The organism is Undibacterium sp. 5I2 (assembly GCF_035019605.1).
Lineage (GTDB): Bacteria > Pseudomonadota > Gammaproteobacteria > Burkholderiales > Burkholderiaceae_D > Undibacterium.
In genome coordinates, this window is sequence record NZ_JASJVS010000061.1 from 1 (window position 1) to 22543 (window position 22543).

19 protein-coding genes and 1 pseudogene are annotated in these 22543 nt (G+C 54.2%); 4 read left to right on the plus strand and 16 right to left on the minus strand.

What is annotated here, in order from left to right; translation table 11 throughout:
* Positions 1-502 precede the first annotated feature (502 nt).
* Positions 503-841 carry a hypothetical protein gene (locus QN359_RS16580; protein ID WP_322248797.1) on the plus strand — a complete coding sequence of 113 codons (339 nt, stop codon included), beginning with the start codon at positions 503-505 and terminating at the stop codon, positions 839-841.
* 257 nt (positions 842-1098) lie between these two features.
* Here QN359_RS16580 and QN359_RS16585 read toward each other — a convergent pair whose 3' ends face one another.
* The 10 genes from QN359_RS16585 to QN359_RS16630 form a co-directional block, all read right to left on the minus strand.
* On the minus strand, positions 1099-1584 hold the full coding sequence (locus tag QN359_RS16585) for a GNAT family N-acetyltransferase (RefSeq protein ID WP_322248798.1): 486 nt from the start codon (positions 1582-1584) through the stop codon (positions 1099-1101).
* The gene (locus QN359_RS16590; RefSeq protein WP_322248799.1) at positions 1577-1846 is read right to left on the minus strand and encodes a DUF1778 domain-containing protein; all 270 of its coding nucleotides are present in this window, start codon (positions 1844-1846) and stop codon (positions 1577-1579) included. Before QN359_RS16590 ends, QN359_RS16585 begins: the two co-directional genes overlap by 8 nt.
* Before the next feature lie 257 nt (positions 1847-2103).
* A complete protein-coding gene (ftsB, locus tag QN359_RS16595) occupies positions 2104-2430 on the minus strand; it encodes a cell division protein FtsB (protein WP_322248801.1) in 327 nt (108 codons plus the stop codon).
* A gap of 63 nt (positions 2431-2493) precedes the next feature.
* A complete protein-coding gene (gene eno / locus QN359_RS16600) occupies positions 2494-3777 on the minus strand; it encodes a phosphopyruvate hydratase (protein ID WP_322248802.1) in 1284 nt (427 codons plus the stop codon).
* A gap of 44 nt (positions 3778-3821) precedes the next feature.
* Positions 3822-4673, minus strand: coding sequence for a 3-deoxy-8-phosphooctulonate synthase (gene kdsA, locus QN359_RS16605; RefSeq protein WP_322248803.1), 852 nt, complete (start codon positions 4671-4673; stop codon positions 3822-3824).
* Positions 4674-4682: 9 nt separating this feature from the next.
* Complete coding sequence (locus tag QN359_RS16610; protein WP_322248804.1) at positions 4683-6320, minus strand: CTP synthase; 1638 nt, start codon at positions 6318-6320, stop codon at positions 4683-4685.
* Positions 6321-6414: 94 nt separating this feature from the next.
* On the minus strand, positions 6415-7377 hold the full coding sequence (locus QN359_RS16615; RefSeq protein ID WP_322248805.1) for a lipid A-modifier LpxR family protein: 963 nt from the start codon (positions 7375-7377) through the stop codon (positions 6415-6417).
* Entirely contained in the window at positions 7370-8200 is an 831-nt protein-coding gene (locus QN359_RS16620) for an alpha/beta hydrolase (RefSeq protein ID WP_323493344.1), read from the minus strand. The genes QN359_RS16615 and QN359_RS16620 overlap by 8 nt, the downstream gene beginning before the upstream one ends.
* Before the next feature lie 102 nt (positions 8201-8302).
* Positions 8303-10705: a DNA internalization-related competence protein ComEC/Rec2 gene (locus tag QN359_RS16625; protein WP_322248807.1), complete on the minus strand. Its 2403-nt coding sequence runs from the start codon at positions 10703-10705 to the stop codon at positions 8303-8305.
* Between the two features lie 3 nt (positions 10706-10708).
* Entirely contained in the window at positions 10709-11518 is an 810-nt protein-coding gene (locus tag QN359_RS16630; protein WP_322248808.1) for a TatD family hydrolase, read from the minus strand.
* A 489-nt stretch (positions 11519-12007) separates the two neighbouring features.
* Here QN359_RS16630 and QN359_RS16635 point away from each other — a divergent pair, with 489 nt between their 5' ends.
* Positions 12008-12739, plus strand: coding sequence for a hypothetical protein (locus tag QN359_RS16635; protein WP_322248809.1), 732 nt, complete (start codon positions 12008-12010; stop codon positions 12737-12739).
* A gap of 95 nt (positions 12740-12834) precedes the next feature.
* On the opposite strand, the gene rraA is transcribed toward QN359_RS16635, so the two are convergent.
* From rraA to glp, 6 genes and pseudogenes are all read right to left on the minus strand, one after another.
* On the minus strand, positions 12835-13326 hold the full coding sequence (rraA, locus tag QN359_RS16640) for a ribonuclease E activity regulator RraA (protein WP_322248810.1): 492 nt from the start codon (positions 13324-13326) through the stop codon (positions 12835-12837).
* A gap of 213 nt (positions 13327-13539) precedes the next feature.
* Positions 13540-16137, minus strand: coding sequence for an ATP-dependent chaperone ClpB (clpB, locus tag QN359_RS16645; RefSeq protein WP_322248811.1), 2598 nt, complete (start codon positions 16135-16137; stop codon positions 13540-13542).
* 124 nt (positions 16138-16261) lie between these two features.
* Positions 16262-17224: pseudogene (pip, locus tag QN359_RS16650) on the minus strand (prolyl aminopeptidase).
* Positions 17225-17288: 64 nt separating this feature from the next.
* Positions 17289-17741 carry a molybdopterin synthase catalytic subunit MoaE gene (gene moaE, locus QN359_RS16655; RefSeq protein ID WP_322248812.1) on the minus strand — a complete coding sequence of 151 codons (453 nt, stop codon included), beginning with the start codon at positions 17739-17741 and terminating at the stop codon, positions 17289-17291.
* A gap of 3 nt (positions 17742-17744) precedes the next feature.
* A complete protein-coding gene (moaD, locus tag QN359_RS16660) occupies positions 17745-18002 on the minus strand; it encodes a molybdopterin converting factor subunit 1 (RefSeq protein WP_322248813.1) in 258 nt (85 codons plus the stop codon).
* A gap of 11 nt (positions 18003-18013) precedes the next feature.
* On the minus strand, positions 18014-19219 hold the full coding sequence (gene glp / locus QN359_RS16665; RefSeq protein ID WP_322248814.1) for a gephyrin-like molybdotransferase Glp: 1206 nt from the start codon (positions 19217-19219) through the stop codon (positions 18014-18016).
* A gap of 230 nt (positions 19220-19449) precedes the next feature.
* Here glp and QN359_RS16670 point away from each other — a divergent pair, with 230 nt between their 5' ends.
* Positions 19450-20298 (plus strand): phosphate/phosphite/phosphonate ABC transporter substrate-binding protein, encoded by an 849-nt coding sequence (locus tag QN359_RS16670; protein WP_322248815.1) that lies wholly within the window; start codon positions 19450-19452, stop codon positions 20296-20298.
* Positions 20299-20332: 34 nt separating this feature from the next.
* Entirely contained in the window at positions 20333-22366 is a 2034-nt protein-coding gene (locus QN359_RS16675; protein ID WP_323493343.1) for an ATP-binding protein, read from the plus strand.
* The last annotated feature ends 177 nt before the right edge of the window (positions 22367-22543 follow it).

The window sequence follows — 22543 nt, forward strand, 5'->3', positions numbered from 1 at the left end:
GAATGGGCGGTCACGTTAAAATGGAATGACTGGTCACGATGCCGGAATCACTGGTCACGTTCCTCCGGAATACCCAGTTACCCCATACGCCACAAGATTGCTTGCCTGAAGCACACATTGCCTATTACGTCCGCAACACAATCGACTCGCTCAATTTAACTGCTTTCTGCACGCTAAACCGCAGGCCATCCCCGCAAAATTGCCCGAAAACTGCAAGAAGGCGTAGCGTTCTGGGCCCTGTCAGTCAGAAATTTTCCATTCTTCCGGACGATCTGTGATTTCTAGGCCAATCATCTCAAGGAATTGTCGGATATGTTTGTGCAAGTGGTGAAACTGATCAAAGATTCGGGTTGTCCAAACTGGGAACGGTTGCGGTTGATGAAACCAAGATCGAGGCCAAATCCACTAACGAGGCCGAAAAAATGTACCGGAACTGGCGCTGCCTGCGGAAATTGCGCGACGCGAAGACCGGCTTGCTGTAATACGAGCAGCACGTGCGCACTTGGAAAAACGTCAGCGCCAGACTGATACGGTGCGAGGTCGTGGCCCTGACGATGACACGCCAATGGGTGCTGATAATAATCCGAAAAGGGAGTCGCCTTTTAAAAGCAAATTCGGTGAACCAAAACCTAAAGCGCAGGACAGTTTCACCGATACGGGGAGCCGAATCATGAAGCACTCTGGTGGCAACTTTAATTACTCCTACAACGGCCAAACGGCCTTCAATGGCACTGCACACATTATTGGTGCTGCCGAATTGGGTAACAACACTAATGACTACGGCCAATTACCAGCGGTATTGGCGGCAGTAAAACGTGATGTTGGAACGGATCCCATCTAGGTCCTCGCTGGTGCAGGCGATCTCCCAGAAGCCGTGTTTGAACAATTACGTGATCATCCCACCGAATTAATTGTGGCCCTCGGACTAGAAGGTAAAAATGATTTGGTGATCGATCCTGAAAAGCGACCGTTGTGCGCTTTGATAGCATAAAAATTCAAGTCTAGCGAGACACAGACAGCTTACCGAAAACGAAAGTGGCTGCCTGAACCGCCTAATGAATAGATAAAAAGCGTACTCGGGTTTCGACAGTTTAATATTTATGTGCCAAGTGACAAATACAGCGTCATCGGATTATCGCTGCAGGGGGTAAACCCATAATACTCATAGAACGACTTGGCATCCTCCCCCTTTGCATCGACCACCAGTGCATACGCAGCCACATGTTTTTTTGCTTCCAAACAACGCTCAAGTGCACAGCCCATGAGGAGTCGCCCTAATCCACGATGGCGATGCGCTGAATGTGTCGCCAATCGTCCCAGACGAAAGCAAGGTACCGGATAACGCGGTAATTTTTGTCGTGTGCGTTCATCCATTTGAGACGCATCGATTTGCGCGGCGCTCAAACTGTAATAGCCTAATATCGTTTTCGGCTGGTCCGTATCGACCAACACCCGCACCACGGCGATCCCTTTTTTGCTTTGCTGGATAGCGAAGCGATGCAGATACTGATCCAACTCGGCAACACCAGAGACAAAGGCTTGGCGATCATGGCGCTGTGGGTCAAGCAATTGCTCTTCAAGCACGCTTCACCTTTTGCGCCAGGCTCAGAGCGTGTTGTAGCGCGGCATTCGGCGTAAAGGTCCCGTTCAGTGCCATCGTGAATGCCTGAAAATCACGGGCTGACATGGTGACGCGGGATTCACGATCTAACAGTTCACGTGCTTTTTCTTTGGCAGATGCGCGAACGAACGCCGCCATCGTGGTGCCAACTAAGGCTGCAGCACGAGAAACAAGCTCTTTTTCTTCCACATCCATTTTCAAATCAAATCGAGCAACAGCAGACATCTTCGACTCCTCTCATACGGTAAATATACGTATACGGCAATATACCGTATGAATAGTCAGTCGACAAGCAGCCCTTTCAGAAATCCTATCCTGCTTATGATAAGAAAAATTATGAAAAGTGATCATAGCTGAGGTCGCGATACATAGCCTGTAGGCAATAGCAAGGTCGGCATTGGCCTCAAATTAGCCTCAAACAAGTCGTGTTGAAGCATTTGATACCGCGCGAATTGTTGTCCACTTGGCCGTAACGGCCAAGCTCAGCGCCTCAGCGCCTCAGTGACGGCGGCCGGTGCCGGCGCCATCATGACAGCATTGGCATCAAGAATTTGGACAAAAATTTCATCCTTCTTGATCATACCCAGTTCGAAGCGCGCACGCTCTTCCACTGAATCAGTACCGTCTTTGAGATCGACTACTTCCGACTCGAGCGTGGCATTGCGCTGCTTGAGTTTATCGTTATTATTTTGTGCCAGCGCGACTTGGCGCTCAAATTCCCATACGCGCAACCAACCGCCCTTACCTAGCCACAGCGGGTATTGGATCATAGCCAGCAACAACAGGAAACAAACGGCAATCAGGCGCACAAACACTCACATAAAAATGACAAAAAGGGGAACACACGTTCCCCCTTTTTAAATAAAGACGAATTACTTCAAATTGTAAAATGCATCACGACCAGGATAGCTGGCGATTTCACCGAGATCTTCTTCAATGCGCAGCAATTGATTGTATTTCGCCATCCGATCAGAACGCGACAAGGAGCCGGTTTTGATTTGCAAAGCATTCATACCGACAGCGATATCAGCAATGGTGCTGTCTTCGGTTTCACCGGAACGATGCGAAATCACGGCCGTGTAACCGGCACGCTTGGCCATTTCAATGGCAGCAAAGGTTTCGGTCAAAGTACCGATCTGATTGATTTTGATCAGGATAGAATTGGCGATACCTTTTTGTATGCCTTCTTTGAGGATCTTGGTATTGGTCACGAACAGATCATCGCCGACGAGTTGGATTTTTTTGCCCAGTTTTTCGGTCAGAATCGCCCAGCCTTCCCAATCGCCTTCAGCCATCGCATCTTCGATCGAGATGATAGGATATTTATCGACCCAAGTTGCCAGCAGATTAGTGAAATCGGTAGCCGACAAAGTCAAGCCTTCGCCTTCGAGGTGGTATTTACCATCTTTGTAGAATTCGCTGGCAGCGCAATCGAGGCCGAGTGCGATCTGAGTACCTGGCTCGTAGCCGGCTGCTTCGATCGCTTCGATAATCATTTTGATCGCCGATTCGTGGTTATCCACCGATGGCGCAAAACCACCTTCGTCGCCAACCGCTGTCGTCAAACCCTTGTCGTGCAGGATTTTTTTCAATGCATGGAACACTTCGGCACCGTAGCGCAGCGCCTCGCGGAAGCTCGGTGCACCGATAGGGATAATCATGAATTCTTGAATATCAAGATTATTGTCAGCGTGCGCGCCGCCATTGATGACATTCATCATCGGCACGGGCAATTGCATCGCGCCGGAACCACCGAAATAACGATACAAAGGCAAACCGGCTTCTTCAGCTGCCGCTTTGGCCACGGCCATCGATACCGCCAACATGGCATTGGCACCGAGACGGCCCTTGTTTTCCGTACCATCGAGATCGATCAAAGTGCGATCGAGGAAGGCTTGCTCATTGGCATCCAGACCCATGATCGCTTCAGCGATTTCGGTATTGATATGCTCGCATGCTTGCAAAACGCCCTTACCGAGGTAACGGGACTTATCACCATCACGCAATTCGATCGCTTCACGCGAACCGGTCGAGGCACCCGACGGCACCGAAGCACGACCCATGACACCGGATTCGAGCAAGACATCACATTCTACAGTTGGGTTACCGCGTGAATCTAAAATTTCACGACCGATAATATCAACGATGGCACTCATTCAATTCTCCTAAACGATACTGCGAACAAAGCAAAACAATACAATTAAAAACTGGTTTCCAAGAAGCCGTTCTTTTTGACCACGCGATCAAGATCAAGTAAGGTCGCCAACAATTCTTTCATGCGTCCCAACGGCACCGCATTCGGGCCATCGGACATTGCCACAGCCGGGTTCGGATGCGTCTCCATGAACAGGCCGGCGATACCGACGGCCACCGCGGCACGTGCCAACACCGGCACGAATTCACGTTGACCACCCGAAGTGCTGCCCTGACCACCGGGCAATTGCACCGAATGGGTAGCATCGAATACCACCGGACACGCGGTCTCGCGCATGATCGCCAATGCGCGCATGTCCGACACCAAATTGTTGTAGCCGAACGAGGCACCGCGTTCACAGGCCATGAAATTATCTTCCAATAAACCTGCCGCCTTGGCCGCTGCGCGTGCCTTGGCGATCACATGCACCATATCGTGCGGAGCCAAAAACTGGCCCTTCTTGATATTGACCGGCTTACCGGAGCGACCGCAAGCTTCGATGAAATCCGTTTGCCGACACAAGAAAGCCGGCGTCTGCAACACATCGACCACCGCCGCTACCGCTGCAATTTCATCGATCGCATGAATATCAGTCAATACCGGCACACCGATCTGGCGTTTGACATCGGCCAAAATATCGAGCCCCTGCTCCATGCCCAAGCCGCGAAACGAAGTGCCGGAAGAGCGATTGGCTTTATCGAACGAGGACTTGTAAATGAATGGAATGCCCAAGGCGGCAGTAATTTCTTTCAGTTCACCGGCGGTATCGAGCGCCATCTGGCGCGACTCGATCACGCAAGGGCCGGCGATGAGAAAAAAAGGCTGGTCGAGACCGACCTCAAATCCACATAATTTCATCGTTTTTCCTTAAGCGTTTTTATGCGCCAGTACTGCTTTGGCGAATGAAATGAAGAGCGGATGACCATCGCGCGGGGTCGACTTGAATTCCGGATGGTATTGGACACCGATATACCAAGGGTGAGAATTCTCACCTTCGCGTGGCAATTCCATGATTTCACACAGATCTTCAGTCGGGGTACGCGCCGATACGATCATGCCGGCTTGCTCGACACGGGTCAGATAGTAGTTATTCGCTTCATAGCGGTGGCGATGGCGTTCAGTGACGACATTCCCGTAAATTTCAAACGCCAGAGTACCGGGCTTGACTGCACAAGTTTGCGCACCCAAACGCATGGTGCCACCGAGATTGGAGTTCTCATCGCGACGCTCGACTTTACCATCATGGTTTTGCCACTCATTAATGAGTGCTACCACCGGCTGTTCAGTATCGAGATCGAATTCGGTCGAATTCGCCATGGTCAAACCGGCTTTGTTACGCGCGTATTCGATCAAAGCGACTTGCATGCCCAGGCAGATGCCGAGATAAGGGATCTTGTTTTCACGGGCATAACGAGCCGCCATGATTTTCCCTTCGACGCCGCGTTTACCGAAACCGCCAGGTACCAGAATACCGTCGTATTTTTCCAGCGCCTTAGTACCGTGTGCTTCGATTTCTTCGGAATCGACGTATTCGATATTGACTCGGCTTTCGGTATGAATACCGGCGTGACGCAAGGCTTCGGTCAGCGATTTGTACGATTCAGTCAAATCGACATATTTACCGACCATACCAATAGTGACTTCGTCTTTCGGGTTTTCCAGAGCAAAAACCAACTTACTCCACATACTCAGATCAGCCGGTTGCGGGGCCAGACCCAGCTTGTCGCAAACGATTTTATCGAGGCCCTGATCGTGCAGCATCTGTGGAATTTTGTAGATCGTGTCGGCATCCCAAACCGAAATAACGGCTTCTTCCGGCACATTGGCGAACAGCGAAATCTTAGCGCGTTCATCATCCGGAATCGGACGATCGGCACGGCACAGCAGCGCATCGGGGAAAATCCCGATTTCGCGCAGTTTTTGCACACTGTGTTGTGTCGGCTTGGTTTTCAATTCACCGGCAGCGGCCACATACGGCACCAGCGTCAGATGGACGAAGGCAGCCGCATTGCGACCGGCACGCAGACTGAGCTGACGCGCGGCTTCGAGAAACGGCAACGATTCGATATCGCCGACCGTACCGCCGATTTCAACCAGCGCGACATCGGCACCAGCGGCACCGCGGTGAATGAATTCTTGAATTTCATTGGTGATGTGCGGAATAACTTGCACGGTTTTGCCGAGGTATTCACCACGGCGTTCCTTGCGGATCACCGACTCGTAAATCTGACCGGTCGTGAAGTTATTCACTTTCTTCATGCGCGCAGTGATGAAGCGTTCGTAGTGGCCGAGGTCGAGATCAGTCTCGGCACCGTCATCGGTCACGAATACTTCGCCATGCTGGAACGGGCTCATGGTACCTGGATCAACGTTGATGTACGGATCCAGTTTGAGCATAGTCACTTTAAGACCGCGCGATTCTAAAATGGCGGCGAGAGAGGCGGCAGCGATGCCTTTGCCTAATGAGGAGACTACGCCCCCCGTAACGAATACAAACTTAGTCATTGCAGAAGGTGCCAGACGGCACAAGCGGGAAATTCGAATTATACCTCAGACTATCAGGCAGGCATACGAATTCCGCGCCCGAAGCGCGGATTATTTACGGCGCATAAAAAAATTGCAACCTGACAAAATTTTGCGCTCCAACGGCATTCGACATCTGCTCGATTTCGTTGGCACGCCGAATCACGGAAGCACTCAGACCATACTCACCGCGCTGCCATAGATAGCCGATTTCCAGCTCGCCGCCGCGCTTTTTAGTCGCAATCGAACGCGCCTCATCATTAAAATAACCGCCTTCTATGGTCGCGTTATAGGCCACCGCTTTCACCGAGCCTTTGAGGAAGACGTAGCTGGCCGGCTGATACGGCAAGCTATTGAGCGTACCGGCCCGCAATTCCAGCTGCGCCCCGGCATCGGTGAAAATATTCCCGAAACGTCCATTCAAGCGTGGCGTCAGATCGACCCCGGCCATGGGCAGCAAGCGCCCGGGCGACCATTCACCCGAGAGCACCAAGCCGGCCTCGTTGCGATACTGGGTACTCCAGGCTTGCGGCAGCCTTTGTTTCAGTAAATGGTGCAACTGTTGCTGGCTCCAGGCACCACCGGCACAGCGACCGAAACAACCGATATCAACGCCCCAGCGCCAACTGCGCCCGGTCGATTCGGTTTTTGCGCCGAACACGCCAGCGTACAGCCAGCCAGCGTAGCGATGATCATTCGCGGCTAATTGCGCGGGCAACAAATTGGTATCCGATGCCGTATAAAAATCCTGCCCGAAGCGCCAGCCATATTCGGTCGATAGCAGCGCTGTTTGCAGCAGCGAGGTTTGCTGCAGGTGCACGCCACTGGTATAAAATTTATCATCACGATTGAGGAGCAGGCTGTCATTCTCGATTTCCAACTGCCACAGCGATTTACCGGCCGCGCGCACGGTTTGCATTTCCTGCCAAGATGGCGCAAGCAAAATATCGTCGGCCACGGCCGCACCAGCAAGCAGTGTCAAACCAAGCGCCACCAGCGCGCGGTAGGCGCCGGTTTGCTGCATTTTTGCGTTAATCATTATTCTGTTCACATTCTTGCTTAAGTAAGGTAGCCAGCATCGTCTCCACCGCCAGCGCCGTCTGCTCGGGCTGTTCGAGTGGAATCAAATGCCCACCGGGAATCAGTGTGTAATTGCGACCCATCAGTTTTTTCGTATAGTAATCGCCGGCCTGAGCACACTCTATGGATTCAGTGCCACCGATGAAACCGATAGGCACCGCCGGCGGACGGCGAATCAAGCGTCCCAAACCATGCGGCAACGTGCGATAAATAGCCGTTTCCACTTCGCGCGTGAAACGCAAGCTCACACCTTGCGCAGACGGCAGCAGTCCGGCATGCATGTAATCCCATAACACTTCGGTCGGCCAGATCGCAAACTTCTCTTTCGCGGCAAAATGCCTGTGAGCGTGCTCAACACTATCCCACACGCAGCGGCGCTTCTCTGCAAAGCGTGCCGGCGAAAATTTACCATCGAGTTTAAGAAACTTCACTACCCGCAATAACAGCGCGCGCCAACCGGCCACCAAGGGCGAATCGAGCACGATTACGGCACGCACCAAATCGGGACGGGCGCGTGCCGCCATCAAAGATAAAATACCGCCGAGCGAATGACCTAGCAACACCACCGGCACCGAATAGCGCGCTTCCAGCGTCGCTATCAATTCCTGCACCAGCTCGCGCCAGCCGTCGGTAACCGGATAGGCCGGATCATGCCCCAACATATCACTGACCCCAACGACGTGATTACTACGCAGTTGATCGAGAAAAACGCGGTAAGTCCCGGCCGGAAAACTGTTGCCATGTACGAAATGTAGAACCGCTCGCTCCAAAGTATGCTCCATATTGTAGTCAGCGCATTGAAAAATGCATCATGACTTCAATTGTAATGCGCCAACAGGCTTTCCTGCAGACTTAGAAGAATTATTCCACAATCAGGTACAGCCTCAGCGCCCATGCCAGTAGCGCGCATGCTGCTGGCGGTATGCAGTAATCGTCACGCGCTCACCGAGCTCGACACTCAGCGCACCATGCCTATCGGTGCGCCAGCGCATGCTGCCGACATCGGCATAGCGCTGCCACACCACCGAGTGAGGGTGGCGATAGCGGTTATAGTGACCGAATTGAAAAATCGCTGCTTGCGGCTGCACGGCCGCCAAAAAAGCGGCGCTCGATGAAGTCTTGCTGCCATGATGCGGTACCAATAACACCGACGCACGCAACTGCTCACCATACTGCGCCAACAAGGCCGTCTCCTGCGCCGCCGCGATATCTCCGGGCAGCAGCACCGCATGCTGCACGCTACTGACCTTCAGGGTGCAACTACGCGCATTATCAGACAACTTTTCATTGGCATACGCCGATAACGCTGGCTGCAACACCTCGAACACCACGCCATCCCACTGCCAACGCTGACCAGCGTGACAGCGCCAGTGCTGCCGCGCCGCGCCAAGCAAGGGATGATCCGACGCCAATGAGCTGGCCACCGCCGCCACCTCCAGCGACTGCAAGATACTGGCAGCACCACCGGCATGATCGAGATCGGCGTGGGAAATCATCAGCACATCGAGTGCGCTGATGGCACGCCTCTGCAAATACGGTAAGAGCACACTTTGGGCGGCATCCGACGAGACCGAATAACGCGGCCCTGCATCATAAAGCAAACGATGCTTCGCTGTTTCCAGCAGCACCGCCGTGCCCTGCCCAATATCAAACACCGTCATGCGCAAGCTCCCCTCCGGCCAAGCCTGCCGGGCTGGAAACAACATCGGCAAACAACACACCAGCCCCAGCCAACGCAGCGGCCAACCACGCGGCAGCAATGCCCACGCCACGCCACATGCAGCCAAGACCCAAGCCCACCACGGGCCACGTTCGGCGCGCCACAGCGCCGCCGGCAAGCCACTCAAATACTGCAACACAGGCATCAGCGCGCTAAATAAAATGTCGCTTATTTGCAACAACCAGCCCGATATCGGAGACGGCATCACACTCCCCAGTAAGGCCAACGGCGTCACCGCCAAACTGATCAGCGGAATCGCCAAGGCATTCGCCAAAGCCCCGAGCAGGGCCACCTGTCCAAACAAAAACAGACTCAGCGGCAGCAAACCTATGCTGACCGCCCATTGACTGCGCAATGCCGCGAGCAACAATGCGCGCCAGCGCTGCCAGCCAGGCGGCGGACGACGCGTCGGCTGTGCCGCCGCATAAGTCAGCACAGCCACCGCCAAAAACGATAACCAAAAGCCCGGCGCCAGCACCGCCCACGGATCGCACAACAGTACCAATACCAGCGCCAGGCACAATACCGCAAAAAAATCACTGATCCGACCGCACCACAAAGCCAAGGCCACCGTCAGCAACATGATCAAGGTGCGCTGGGCGGGAATGCCGAAGCCGGCCAAAGCCACATACAATAAAGCCGCTGAAGCACCACTGACAGCAGCCACTTTTTGCGCCGGCAACAGCAAGGGCAAAGCATGCCCACGCCAACGCGCGCGCCGCCACAGCGCCGCACTGAGCTTAGCAAACAGCGCCGCAATCATACTCACATGCAGACCCGAGATACTGATCAAGTGACCAATGCCGGTGCGATTGAACAGGACCCAATCGGCCGCTGAAATCGCCCGTTGCTCGCCGATTACCAAAGCCACCAACACACCGGCATACGGATGATTCGGCAAGGCGGCAAAAATACGCGCGCGCAACCAGCCACGGCTGCGTTCGAGCAGATACCTTGGCTGCCACACCATGGGGTCGAGACGGCGATTCAGCTCAGCCGCACTGCGTACCGTGCCGACCGCGCGCACACCACTTTCAAGCAAGCGCAATTCGGTGTCAAAGCCACCAAGATTGGCATAGCCATGCGGACGCTGCACGCGTACCCGCAATTGCCAGCGCTCGCCAGGCAAAAGTGCCGGCTGCAATTGCGACCAGCTCAAACTGATTTTTTTTGGAAAGACCCGCCATTGCTGCGCACTCAAACGCGGTGCCAGCACCTGTTCAACGGCGAAATCAAGCCGCTGCCCGGCTTCGAAGGTTTGAGGTAAAGAGGCAACGCAGCCGATCAGCGTTACTTCGCTACGCTCGAATTCTGCAGTCAATTCGGTTTGCAAAGCCAGTGTCGCCATTGCAGCAGCCCATGCCAAGCCAGCCAAGGCAAAGCCAAGGCAAACGCCACTGCGACGCCACCAAGATGGGCAAGCCAAGGGATGCGGAGTACAGCCATAATGCAGCAGCAAAAATGTCGCACACAAAGCCAATAAAGCTAATTCCGCTACCGTATACAAACTGTGCTGTTGCTGCAGACATGCGACGCCAAACACAAAAGCGAGGCATGCCGACCGCATCATTTACCCCAAAGTATTCATGCGCGGCAAAACCGCCCGGGCATTGGCACTGGTTTGCGCCGCCAGTTCAGTCACGCTCAGCCCACGTAATTGCGCCAGCACCGTGCCGATGCGCGGCAATTCGGCCGGATAGTTATTCCCCTTGCCTAGCCAGGCCGGCCGCATATCGGGCGCATCGGTTTCGAGCACAATGGCAGCGAGCGGCAATTCCACGGCCAGACGGCGGATTTGTAAAGCGCGCGGATAGGTCATGGCACCGCCAAAACCAAGCTTGAAACCAAGTTCAATAAACATCTGCGCCTGCTGAGCACTGCCATTGAAGGCATGGGCGATGCCGCCGACGACCGCAATGCGCCGCAATTGCTTGAGTATTTGGTCTTGCGAACGCCGCACATGCAAAAGCACCGGCAAGCCGACATCGCGGGCGATTTTCAATTGCTCACTGTAGAAATATTCTTGCTTCTCGCGCAAAGGACTTTGTTTCAGTGCCGGCACAAAATAATCGAGCCCGATTTCGCCGATCGCCACCAAGCGCCGGCCGGCTGGCGGATCTTGCAGCAAGCTGGTCACGCGTGCGCGCAAAAACGCCAAATCGGCCTCAACCGAAGTCGGCACATACATGGGGTGAATGCCGAGCGCAAAAAAACAATCGCTGCGCTGCTGCGACAAGGCTTCCACTGCAGCAAAATTATTCTTGTGCACAGCCGGCAACACCAAGGCCGACACCCCGGCCGTGGCCGCGGCATCGGCCAGCACAGCGGCAGCGTCAGCGAATTCGCTGGCGTCGAGATGACAATGGGTATCGATCCACATGGCGGGCGTCTTTCATGGTGGGCAAAGACTTGTATTATGCGCACATCGCGGGCCGCGACTCAAGTTTGGCACGACCGGCGGTCAGGTGACAGCTGCTGCGCATGGCAGCAGTCATTTTCAGACCCGTCCTATAGAAATCCAAACAAAAAGTGCTTAGGATAAATCCGTCACAATTCCGTGATGGTATTTTTAAAAGAGCATATCATGCAAAAAAATTATCCCTAGGTGAGGCAGAGAATACTCTCGCAATACACCAATCGAACTCGTCTGTACCCCTTCTGCGCGAGCTAAACGCTCAAGAGATTGAATTGGTAAGCGGCGGAACAGGTTCATGCACGGTTAAAGTAGACAGCCATGGAAAGTCAGAGGCATCCTGCAGCATCACTTTTTAAGTAAAGTCTGACTCGAATGTTTTTTGTTAATATTATTTAATCTCAAGTGCATTATTTTGCTCTCGAGATCAGCGATGAAATTTTCCAAGGACAGCCCATGTCTCCCCGAACGCTTCTCTGCTCACTCTTTCTGAGTCTGATCTCTTGGCAAACATCACAGGCCACCGACACCGCCGCCATTTTCATCGAAGGCAAACAACTCCATTATTACGGCCTTATCAGCGCCGCTGCCAATGAGCAGTTATCGCGTATTTACCAGCAATCTACACCCAAGCCAGAGTGGCTTTCCATCAAAAGTCGGGGCGGTGAAATCGATGATGGCATAGCCTTGGGCAATTGGATCGCCGACCACAAACTGCATCTGCAAGTCCTCGAATACTGCCTTTCTTCTTGCGCCAATTATGTTTTCCCGGCAGCGAACAAAAAACAGATCAGCCATTTCGCCATTATCGGCTTTCACGGCGGCGCCGCCAGTAACTACAGCGCACAATTAGAGCAATTATCTGCCACCGTACCGGACTGGCCACAGCAGCGCCCGAAGTGGGAAGCACAAATGGATCAAAAACGTCAACGTGAACGTGCGTTTTACTATCGCATTCACGTCGATGCGCGTCTACCCATAATGGGTCAAGCTGCCCGCTTTGCCACTCGCCGTCATGAAGGTAAGCATAAGGGCTGGGTGTACAGCCTGGCTGCTTACCAAAAATTAGGCGTGCATGATGTCGAGTTCATCAAACCAAACTGTCGATCACAGCCTGATCTCGGTTTTTTTGAAATTGACGCCGACATGGTCGACGTCGCTGACGACACGACAACGAGCATACCTTAGGGCGCGGCGGACTGAATCGCAGAAGAATTGACCGCTCGGATTAAATCTGCGCTTCCCTATACAATGCGTCCACACTACCGAGCACGCAGCCGCAACTACAACATTTGCCGCGCCACCAGCACACCATCGGCATCGGCATAGATCCAATCGCCGGGATGAACCGCTACACCCGCAATGAGCACGCGCACATCGCGCTCACCGCCGCCGCGTTTGAGACTGCGCACCGGCATGCTGCCGCGGGCACGCACACCGATACGGCAGGCATTGATTTCTGCTACATCGCGGATACAGCCATCGACCACGAGCCCAGCCCAGCCATTATCTTGTGCCAACTTGGCCAGATTGCCGCCGACCAAGGCGCAGCGCAGGCTGGCACCGCCGTCTATCACCAATACCCGCCCCTGCCCGGGCGTTTCCAGCGTAGTGCGCACTAATCCATTGTCTTCAATCAATTTCAAACACACGGCCGGCCCGGCAAATGCCAGCTCTGCACCATAGGCCAAGAACAGCGGCGGCAGCGCAGAGAGGGTGCCGGCTTGCAGTTGATCTTCATAGGCGTCACATAAATCGCAGGTAGCAAACTTCATCGTTTTCTCCAAAGTGGTGCATCAATCATGCCGCACCCATTCTAAACCCTCAGGCCGCCAGTGCCCGCGTGCGACCGCCAAGCTTGACCGCGGTCAGGATTGCCAACACTTGAGCTCGGTTTTCCCCACTCACCCATTCGCAGCTCCGATCAAACCTCAACAGAGCAAAAAAAGCGACGCGCAAGCGTCGCTTTTTTATTTCCCCAGCGCGCTTCAGCTCTCGAAGCGGCTGAATACCAGCTCACCATCGCGCACTTCAACGGCAATCACATCTTTCGGCCCGAATTTTCCTTGCAAAATCTGCTTGGATAAAGGGTTTTCGATCTGATGTTGAATCGCCCGTTTCAAGGGCCGCGCCCCGTAGACTGGGTCGAACCCGGCTTCGGCTATTTTCAGCAAAGCGGCATCGCTGACGCGCAAACCCATTTCCATTTGTTGTAAACGCTGTTCCAGAGTTTTCAACTGGATTTTGGCGATCGCCCCGATATTTTTCGCGTCGAGCGCATGGAACACCACGATTTCATCGATACGGTTGATGAATTCCGGCCGGAAATGGGTTTTTACTTCACCCATCACCGCCATCTTGATCACTTCCGGATCGCTGCCTTCCATCGCTTGAATCTGGTGCGAACCGAGATTCGAAGTCATGACGATGACAGTGTTTTTAAAGTCCACCGTGCGGCCATGGCCATCGGTCATGCGACCATCATCCAATACCTGCAGCAACACATTGAAGACATCATGATGCGCTTTTTCCACTTCATCGAGCAAAATCACGCTGTAAGGTTTGCGCCTTACCGCCTCGGTCAGGTAACCGCCCTCTTCATAGCCGACATAGCCGGGCGGTGCCCCGATCAAACGCGCCACCGAGTGCTTCTCCATGAATTCGCTCATATCGATGCGGATCAAGGACTCTTCGGTATCGAACATAAAGCCGGCCAGCGCCTTGCATAACTCGGTCTTACCGACCCCGGTAGGGCCGAGAAACAGGAACGAGCCGTAAGGCCGCCCCGGATCACCGAGCCCGGCACGGGAACGACGAATCGCATCCGACACCGCGACGATGGCTTCATGTTGACCGACCACGCGCTGATGCAGCGCCTCTTCCATATGCAGCAATTTCTCACGCTCGCCCTGCATCATCCTTGACACTGGAATGCCGGTGGCACGCGACACAATTTCCGCGATTTCTTCCGCCCCTACCTGCGTACGCAAGAGCTTGAGCTTGCTACCGTCTTGCTGATTCTTATCGGCTTGGGTATCAGCCTGCTTCAACTGCGCTTCGAGTTCCGGCAAGCGCCCGTACTGCAGCTCCGACATGGTTTGCCAATCGCCCTTGCGTTTGGCATCTTCCATTTGCAAGCGGATTTGTTCGATCTCTTCCTTAATATGGGTACTGCCCTGCACGATGGCTTTTTCCGCCTTCCAGATTTCTTCCAGATCGGCATATTCACGCGAGAGCTTTTCGATTTCGACCTCGATCAAGGCCATGCGCTTGTGCGAGGCTTCATCTTTCTCGCGCCGCACGGCTTCGCGTTCGATCTTCAGCTGTATCAAACGACGATCGAGCTTATCCATGACTTCCGGCTTGGAATCGATCTCAATCTTGATTTTGGCGGCAGCCTCATCGATGAGATCAATCGCTTTATCGGGCAAGAAACGGTCGGTGATATAGCGTTGCGACAGTTCGGCCGCCGCCACGATGGCTGGATCGGTGATATCAACGCCATGATGAACTTCGTATTTCTCTTGCAGTCCGCGCAGAATGGCGATGGTGGCTTCGACACTCGGTTCATCGACCAGTATTTTCTGGAAACGCCGTTCCAGCGCGGCATCTTTTTCTATGTATTTGCGGTATTCATCGAGCGTGGTCGCACCGACGCAGTGCAACTCACCGCGCGCCAAGGCTGGCTTGAGCATATTCCCGGCATCCATCGCGCCCTCGGCCTTACCGGCCCCGACCATGGTATGCAGTTCATCGATGAAAACGATGGTCTGTCCTTCGTCGAGCGCGATTTCTTTGAGTACCGATTTCAGACGCTCTTCAAATTCGCCGCGGTATTTGGCACCGGCCAACAAAGCTGCCATATCGAGCGACAACACGCGTTTCGACTTCAAGCTGTCCGGTACTTCGCCGTTGACGATGCGTTGCGCCAGCCCTTCGACGATGGCGGTTTTACCAACGCCTGGCTCACCAATCAGTACCGGATTGTTTTTACTGCGCCGTTGCAGCACCTGAATGGCACGACGAATTTCATCATCGCGGCCGATCACCGGGTCGAGCTTACCCATACGGGCGCGTTCAGTCAGATCGAGCGTGTATTTTTTCAAGGCTTCACGCTGGCCTTCGGCATCGGCCGAATCGACTTGTCCACCGCCACGCACCGCCAAGATAGCCGCTTCTAAAGCCTTACGGGTTAAGCCTTTTTCGCGTGCCAATTTACCGGCTGTCGATTTATCATCGGCCAAAGCCAGCAAGACCATTTCACTGGCCAAAAATTCGTCGCCGCGTTTTTGCGCTTCTTTCTCCGACAGATTGAGTAAGCCAGTCAACTCGCGACCTATCTGCACTTGTCCATCGGTACCGCTGACCTTGGCCAAACGGTCGATAGCCACTTTAAGATCAGTCAGCAGCGCATTGACATTGACACCGGCTCGCTGCAGCAAAGAGCGGCTGCCGCCATCATCCTGATTCAGCAGCGCGACCAGCAAGTGAACCGGCTCAATGTATTGATTATCATTGATAACGGCCTGACTCTGGGCATCGGCCAAAGCTTCCTGCAGCTTGGTAGTAAGTTTATCGAGACGCATTCTGTTGCTCCTGAGTGAATTCTATGCATCAGCAATTTGGGGCAATCACTGGCAATTCAAGTCTTGCGCCAAGCATGCGTCCCGAGTTTGTCCTAGCTCAAACTAAGTTGAAAAAATCCGCGACTCACTCAAATCGTCCGGCTACTTTGAATTGCTCGGTGACCAGTAACAATGCCGCGGCAATCCCCGGCTCCATCGCCGCATGGCCGGCATCACCAATCATATGTAACAGCGCCTCCGGCCAAGCCTGATGCAGACGATATGCGGAAACCGGCGGACAAATCACATCATAACGACCCTGCACGATGACAGCCGGCAGATGACGGATAACTGCCAGCTCCTGCAGTAATTGCTCATCGCGCATAAAACCGCCGTTGAGCATGTAATGCGCTTCCAAACGACCGATACCGAGGCTGACTTGATCTGACTCGAAATCGGCAATCGCTTGCGCTTGCGGTTCGAGAAACAAACACGATCCCTCATAACGACTCCAATTGCGCGCCGCTTCCATATAAATTACCGGATCATCGCAGAACAAACGTTTGACATAGGCTTGCAACAGATCGCCGCGCTCGTCGAGCGGTATTGCTGCGGCAAACCGCCGGTGAACTTCGGGGTAAAAATTTTGTATACCATTGATGAACCAGTCGACCTCGCTGCGGCTGCACAGGAAAATCCCGCGCAACACAAAGCCCAGGCAGCACTCCGGATGCGCCTGTCCATAGGCCAGCGCCAAGGTCGAACCCCAAGAGCCGCCAAACACCAACCATTGCTCAATCCCGAGCAGGCTGCGCAAAGTCTCGATATCCTCGATCAGTAGAGGCGTGGTATTGGCCCGATATTCGCCCAGCGGCGTCGAACGACCGGCACCGCGCTGATCAAACAAGACAATACGATAATGCGCCGGATCGAAAAATCGCCAATGACCGGGGGTACAACCGCCGCCTGGGCCGCCATGCAAAAACAGTACCGGCTGGCCTTGCGGATTGCCACATTCTTACCAGTACAGCGTGTGCAGCGCATCGACCGCCAGCATACCGCTGCGGTACGGCTCGATGGCCGGAAATAGAGTCATTGCTTGCGTCATAACATTCCTTCCTGAAAATCGGCAGCCGGCACCCGACGGCACCACACACCGCTCACGATTTAATTTATACGCGCCATTTCAGATGAGCCTGCTCATCACTGTCACGCGCATCGACCCAACGCGCACCGTCCGGTGTTTGCTCTTTCTTCCAGAACGGTGCCTGCATTTTCAAATAATCCATCATAAATTCACAGGCTGCGAAAGCCGCGCCACGATGTGCGGAAGCGACCGCCACCAAGACAATCTGATCAAGCGGCAGCATGGCACCGACTCGGTGTATGACCACGCAATCGAGCAGTGGCCAGCGCTGCTGCGCCTGCTCGACGATGTCTTGCAGTGCACGTTCAGTCATGCCCGGATAATGCTCAAGTTCGAGCGCCGACACCGCGGCACCATCATTGACATCGCGAACCAAACCGACGAAGCTGACCAAGGCGCCTATGGCCGGATGATTCTTGCGCATGCGCGCGAGCTCCGTACTGAGATCGAAATCGGCCGTCTGCACACTGATTCTCATCGCTCAGCCCCCGGTAACCGGTGGGAAAAATGCCACCTCAGCACCATCGGTGAGCGCGGTATCAGGCTCACACATTTGCTGTTGGTACGCCATCCGCAAAGCCCGTTGCGCCCCCAACACCTCGGCCCACACCTCACCGCGCGCGACTAACCAGGCGCGCAACTGGCCGACCGTTTGTACCGACACGGGCACGTCGACAGTTTGTTCCGACAAATTCAGGCTTTCACGTACACTGGCAAAAAAACGTAATTGAATTTTCATGGTTGACTGTTTCAAAAAGAGGAAAAAGGCAGGAAACGCACCATCTCACCGGCGGCAATGCTCTGGCCCGCCGGCACATCGACCAAGCCATCACCCCACACGGTTGAAGTCAACACGCCCGAGCTTTGATTGGCGAACAGATCCAGTCCACCATCGGCATTGATACGAGCGCGTAAAAATTCCCGCCGCCGGTCCGGTTTGGCCCAAGTAAAATCGGCGCGTAGCGAAAACGCCTGCGGCGTCACGTCAGTCACGCCCTGCATGCGCAGTAAAAAAGGCCGCACAAATAATAAAAAAGTGACGAAACTCGATACCGGGTTACCCGGCAAACCAAGAAAAAAGCTCTCACCCACTTCACCGAAAGCCAAAGGCTTGCCGGGTTTGACCGCGATTTGCCACATATTCAAACTTCCCTCGGCTTCGACCGCTGGCTTGATATGATCTTCTTCGCCGACCGAAACACCACCGGAGGTAATGATCAAATCGTTTCCTTGTGCCGCTGCGCGCAAGGTCGCCCGGGTCGCTTCGAGCGTATCCGGCACGATGCCGAAATCGCTGATCAAACAACCGGCCCCTCGCAGCAAGGCGGTCAAGGTGTAACGATTCGAATTGTAAATCGCGCCGGGCTTGAGCGCTTCACCAGGCATGGTCAATTCATCGCCGGTAAAAAACACCGCCACGCGCGGTTGCCGCAACACCGGCAGTGTCGCCAAACCAACCGAAGCGGCCAAGCCCAGATGCTGCGCGCGCAATACCGTGCCGGCTGCCAAAATGCTGGCACCGGCGGCGATATCCTCACCGCGCCGGCGTATCCAATCACCGGACTGCGGCACATGGCCAATGATCACGTCCGTCCCATCGGCCACACATTGTTCTTGCATAAGCACGGCATCGGCACCGGGCGGTATCAGCGCGCCGGTAAAAATACGCGCCGCCGTTCCCGGTTGTAAAGGCTGGCCAAGCTGACCGGCAGCAATGCGCTGCGTCACCGGCAAACGCGCCTCAGCGCTTTGGCAATCGGCCGCGCGCACGGCATAGCCATCCATTTGGGTATTATCCAAGGATGGGACATCGAGTAAGGAGGTTTGTGCCTGCGCCAACACTCGGCCAGCGGCATCGAGCGTGGCGATCGTTTCACTTTGAGTAAGCGGGCGCACCGCGGCGAGCAGCAAGGCCAAAGCTTGATCGACACTTAACAGAGGTTTTTTTTCAGTCATTGATTACCGATACAGTGCCAAACATGGCGAAGACCCTCATTGTAGCGCGAAGCAAGCAAGCGACACAGACGGTACGGAATACCTGAGGGGCGATTTGACCACAAGCGCCGCGTTAAACCTTCACTTTTTAACAACTTCAGCAACGCCGAATGCTATACTATTTACAGGGAAATACTCTACGGCAACATTATTTGGCTATAATCAGGCAATTTTTTACTTGCGAGGCGATCATGCTGTGTCAATTACGTTGCTGCCTGTGCGCGGCCATCCTGTACCTGAGCAGTCTGGGCGCAGCCGCCAATGAAGCCCCGACCTATCGGTTTTCACCGGTCAACCAATACGACATCAATCTGACCGCGGCCTACTGGAATCCCATCATCAATTATGTGGCAGACAAAAGTGGTGTGCATTTGGCGCTGAAAATCGGCCGCACCTCAGCCGACACCACCAGCTATGTTCTGGCGCAAGAAGTCGAATTCGCTTTCACCAACCATTTGTTCGCTCCGGAACGCGAAAAACTCGGCTGGAAAGTCTTCGGACGGCGCAATTTGGCACCGGTCAGCGGTCAAATCGTGGTGCCAGCCGATTCCGCCATCACCAGCTTGGCGCAACTAAAAGGCAAAGACATCGCCTTCCCGGGACCGGAAGCACTGATCGCCTACAAAGTACCGATGGCACATTTGATCGAACAGAAAATCGATATCAACGTCATCTTCGGTGGCAATCAGAATGGTGCCCTAGGCCAACTGGCCGCTGGTAAAGTCCAAGCGGTCGGCGGTAACTCACAGTTAATCGATAGTTACGCACAGCGCGAAAATAAAAAATTTCGCGTGCTATGGAGTTCCACGCCCTACCATGATCTGGCACTGATGGCGTCTGGCAAAGTCAAGCCGGCTGATCTGAAGGCCGTAGCCAAAGCCTTCTTCGAAATGAAAGACGATCCACAAGGGCGTGAAATATTGCGGCAAGCGGCGCAAAAAATCAGCCTGCCAGGCGATATCTTCTTCATCGCTTCAGATGGCAGTGAGTATGTCAATTACCGAAAATTCTATCAGTCGGCACCGCTCAGCCTGCGCTGAACGACACGATCAACCGCACCATCGCCGAGGCCCCGTGGGATTGCTGAAATTTATCTTACCCAAATCACTGGTGTTACGCGTCTATGCGCTCTATACCGTGACTTGGCTGGCATTCATGTGCAGTGGCGTGGCGCTGTATTATGAAACCCGCTTCACCCAAGAAATCGAAGATGTGCAAGAGTCGGCTGCTTCCATGCTCGAAGTGGCGGCCCACAGCGTCACCGACAGCGCCGTCGTTGGCGATTACGACACCATCAAGCGTACGCTGGAATCAATGGTCGTCAGTCGAAATTTTTCATCGGCGAAATTTATTTCTCTGCACCCCGGAATGATAGAAAGTCGCAGCAAATCCGATGACACGCCGGCCTATATTCCCTCTTGGATCATGGACCGCATCACCGCTCATCTGTTCGATGATAATCGCGTCATCACCGTCGGTGGGCAAGACTATGGCGTACTCAGACTCAGTTTTGATAATCAACAGATTGCCGAGCGCATGTGGCAGACCATGCAAGTGGCGCTGGCACTGACACTGGCCAGTTTCATCGGCGGTCTGATACTGATCTGGTTCCCGCTGCACCGCTGGCTCGGTAGTTTAAAACAAAGCCGCGTGCTGGAATTAGGCATGGTGGCCGGACGCGACAGTGAAAACCAAACCCTGATCGACAATGCGCCGCTGGAAATTCGCCAAACCCTGATTACCCTGCAAACCACGGCCAGCCAATTACGCGCCGAACTGAGTGAACGCGAAACTACTCTGAATTCACTCAAACAGATTCTCATCAGTCTGCTGCCCGATGCCGTCGACCAAAGCAGCACCGAACAAAACATCGCCGCAACTTTAGAAAACATCAGCGCCTTGATCGCCGCCGGCGAACTCGCCAGATTGGCTCTGATCAGCGCCAAAGAAGTAGCGGAAAATGCGAACCATGCCAAGAGCGCCTTCTTGGCCAATATGAGTCATGAAATTCGCACACCGATGAACGGCATCATGGGGATGATCGAACTCTGTCTCGATACTGAGCTCGACGAAGAGCAAACAAAATTTCTGGAAATGGCCAATCATTCGGCCAATAATCTGCTGGTGATTATCAACGACATCCTCGATTTCAGTAAAATCGAAGCCAATAAAATCGAACTCGAGAGCATCGCCATCGCCCCGCAAGCGCTGCTGACTGGTTTATGTCAATCGACTGGCTTCGCAGCGCAGAAAAAAGCTTTGGTACTCAACTGCACCTTCAGCCCACAACTGCCAGCCAGCATCCTCGGCGATCCGGTTCGTTTGAGCCAAATCGTCAATAACTTGCTCAGCAATGCGATCAAATTCACTGATCACGGCCGCATAGAATTGCAAGCGCAGACCGCGCTCGATACCGCCGGCCGCACTTGGCTGCACATCAGCGTGAGCGACAGTGGCATCGGCATTCCGGAAGCCGAACAAGCGCGTATCTTCGATGCATTCTCCCAGCAGGATGTCTCGACCACTCGCCGCTTCGGCGGCACTGGGCTAGGACTGAGTATATCGAGTCGCCTGGCACAACTGATGGGTGGCAGCATCACACTGGTCAGTGCTCCGAATCAAGGAAGTTGCTTCACCCTGTCACTGCCAATAGAACTGCCGAGCAGCGCCGCTGCTGCAACGCTGGCCGAGCCTGGCGATAGCAGCGCTACGACGCAAGCCTTGCGCCGCTTGCGCGTGTTAATCGCCGAAGACAATGTCGTCAACCAAACCTTGATTCTGACCCTGCTGGGAAAACTCGGGCATCAAACCACCCTCGCGACTAACGGCATGGAAGCGCTGCAGTGTTGGCAACAGGGAGATTTCGACCTCATCCTCATGGATATGCAAATGCCCGTCATGAGCGGCATGGCAGCGAGCCGAGAAATTCGCCGACTCGAGCAGCAGCAGGCCACGGCCAAGGCCATCCCCATTTACGCCCTGACCGCTTCGGCCATGCCGAGCGAACAAGAAGAGGCCCTGGCTGCCGGCATCGATGGCTATCTGACCAAGCCCATCAATCGCCAAGCCCTGCATGCCGTCCTCGACAGCATCAGTCGTGGCACTTGATAGCTGCTGAAATAATTGATTGAGTAGCCATCCCACCGGCGCTGGGCTGCACCGACCTGGCATCGCGCCTGCTGTGCACTGACGATACGGTAAACGGTAGCAACTTAATGGATCGTCGCAAGCGACGATGGAAAAGCCTCTGGAAGGGGTTTGCATCCCCTCCCATCGCGTCGCTCC

Excerpts from the sequence above, each read along its gene's own strand:
- QN359_RS16590 (WP_322248799.1), bottom strand. The coding sequence starts at position 1,846 with ATGTCTGCTGTTGCTCGATTTGATTTGAAAATGGATGTGGAAGAAAAA.
- eno (WP_322248802.1), bottom strand. The coding sequence starts at position 3,777 with ATGAGTGCCATCGTTGATATTATCGGTCGTGAAATTTTAGATTCACGC.
- kdsA (WP_322248803.1), bottom strand. The coding sequence starts at position 4,673 with ATGAAATTATGTGGATTTGAGGTCGGTCTCGACCAGCCTTTTTTTCTC.
- QN359_RS16610 (WP_322248804.1), bottom strand. The coding sequence starts at position 6,320 with ATGACTAAGTTTGTATTCGTTACGGGGGGCGTAGTCTCCTCATTAGGC.
- QN359_RS16615 (WP_322248805.1), bottom strand. The coding sequence starts at position 7,377 with ATGATTAACGCAAAAATGCAGCAAACCGGCGCCTACCGCGCGCTGGTG.
- QN359_RS16620 (WP_323493344.1), bottom strand. The coding sequence starts at position 8,200 with ATGGAGCATACTTTGGAGCGAGCGGTTCTACATTTCGTACATGGCAAC.
- QN359_RS16625 (WP_322248807.1), bottom strand. The coding sequence starts at position 10,705 with ATGCGGTCGGCATGCCTCGCTTTTGTGTTTGGCGTCGCATGTCTGCAG.
- QN359_RS16630 (WP_322248808.1), bottom strand. The coding sequence starts at position 11,518 with ATGTGGATCGATACCCATTGTCATCTCGACGCCAGCGAATTCGCTGAC.
- QN359_RS16635 (WP_322248809.1), top strand. The coding sequence starts at position 12,008 with ATGTCTCCCCGAACGCTTCTCTGCTCACTCTTTCTGAGTCTGATCTCT.
- rraA (WP_322248810.1), bottom strand. The coding sequence starts at position 13,326 with ATGAAGTTTGCTACCTGCGATTTATGTGACGCCTATGAAGATCAACTG.
- clpB (WP_322248811.1), bottom strand. The coding sequence starts at position 16,137 with ATGCGTCTCGATAAACTTACTACCAAGCTGCAGGAAGCTTTGGCCGAT.
- moaE (WP_322248812.1), bottom strand. The coding sequence starts at position 17,741 with ATGAGAATCAGTGTGCAGACGGCCGATTTCGATCTCAGTACGGAGCTC.
- moaD (WP_322248813.1), bottom strand. The coding sequence starts at position 18,002 with ATGAAAATTCAATTACGTTTTTTTGCCAGTGTACGTGAAAGCCTGAAT.
- glp (WP_322248814.1), bottom strand. The coding sequence starts at position 19,219 with ATGACTGAAAAAAAACCTCTGTTAAGTGTCGATCAAGCTTTGGCCTTG.
- QN359_RS16670 (WP_322248815.1), top strand. The coding sequence starts at position 19,450 with ATGCTGTGTCAATTACGTTGCTGCCTGTGCGCGGCCATCCTGTACCTG.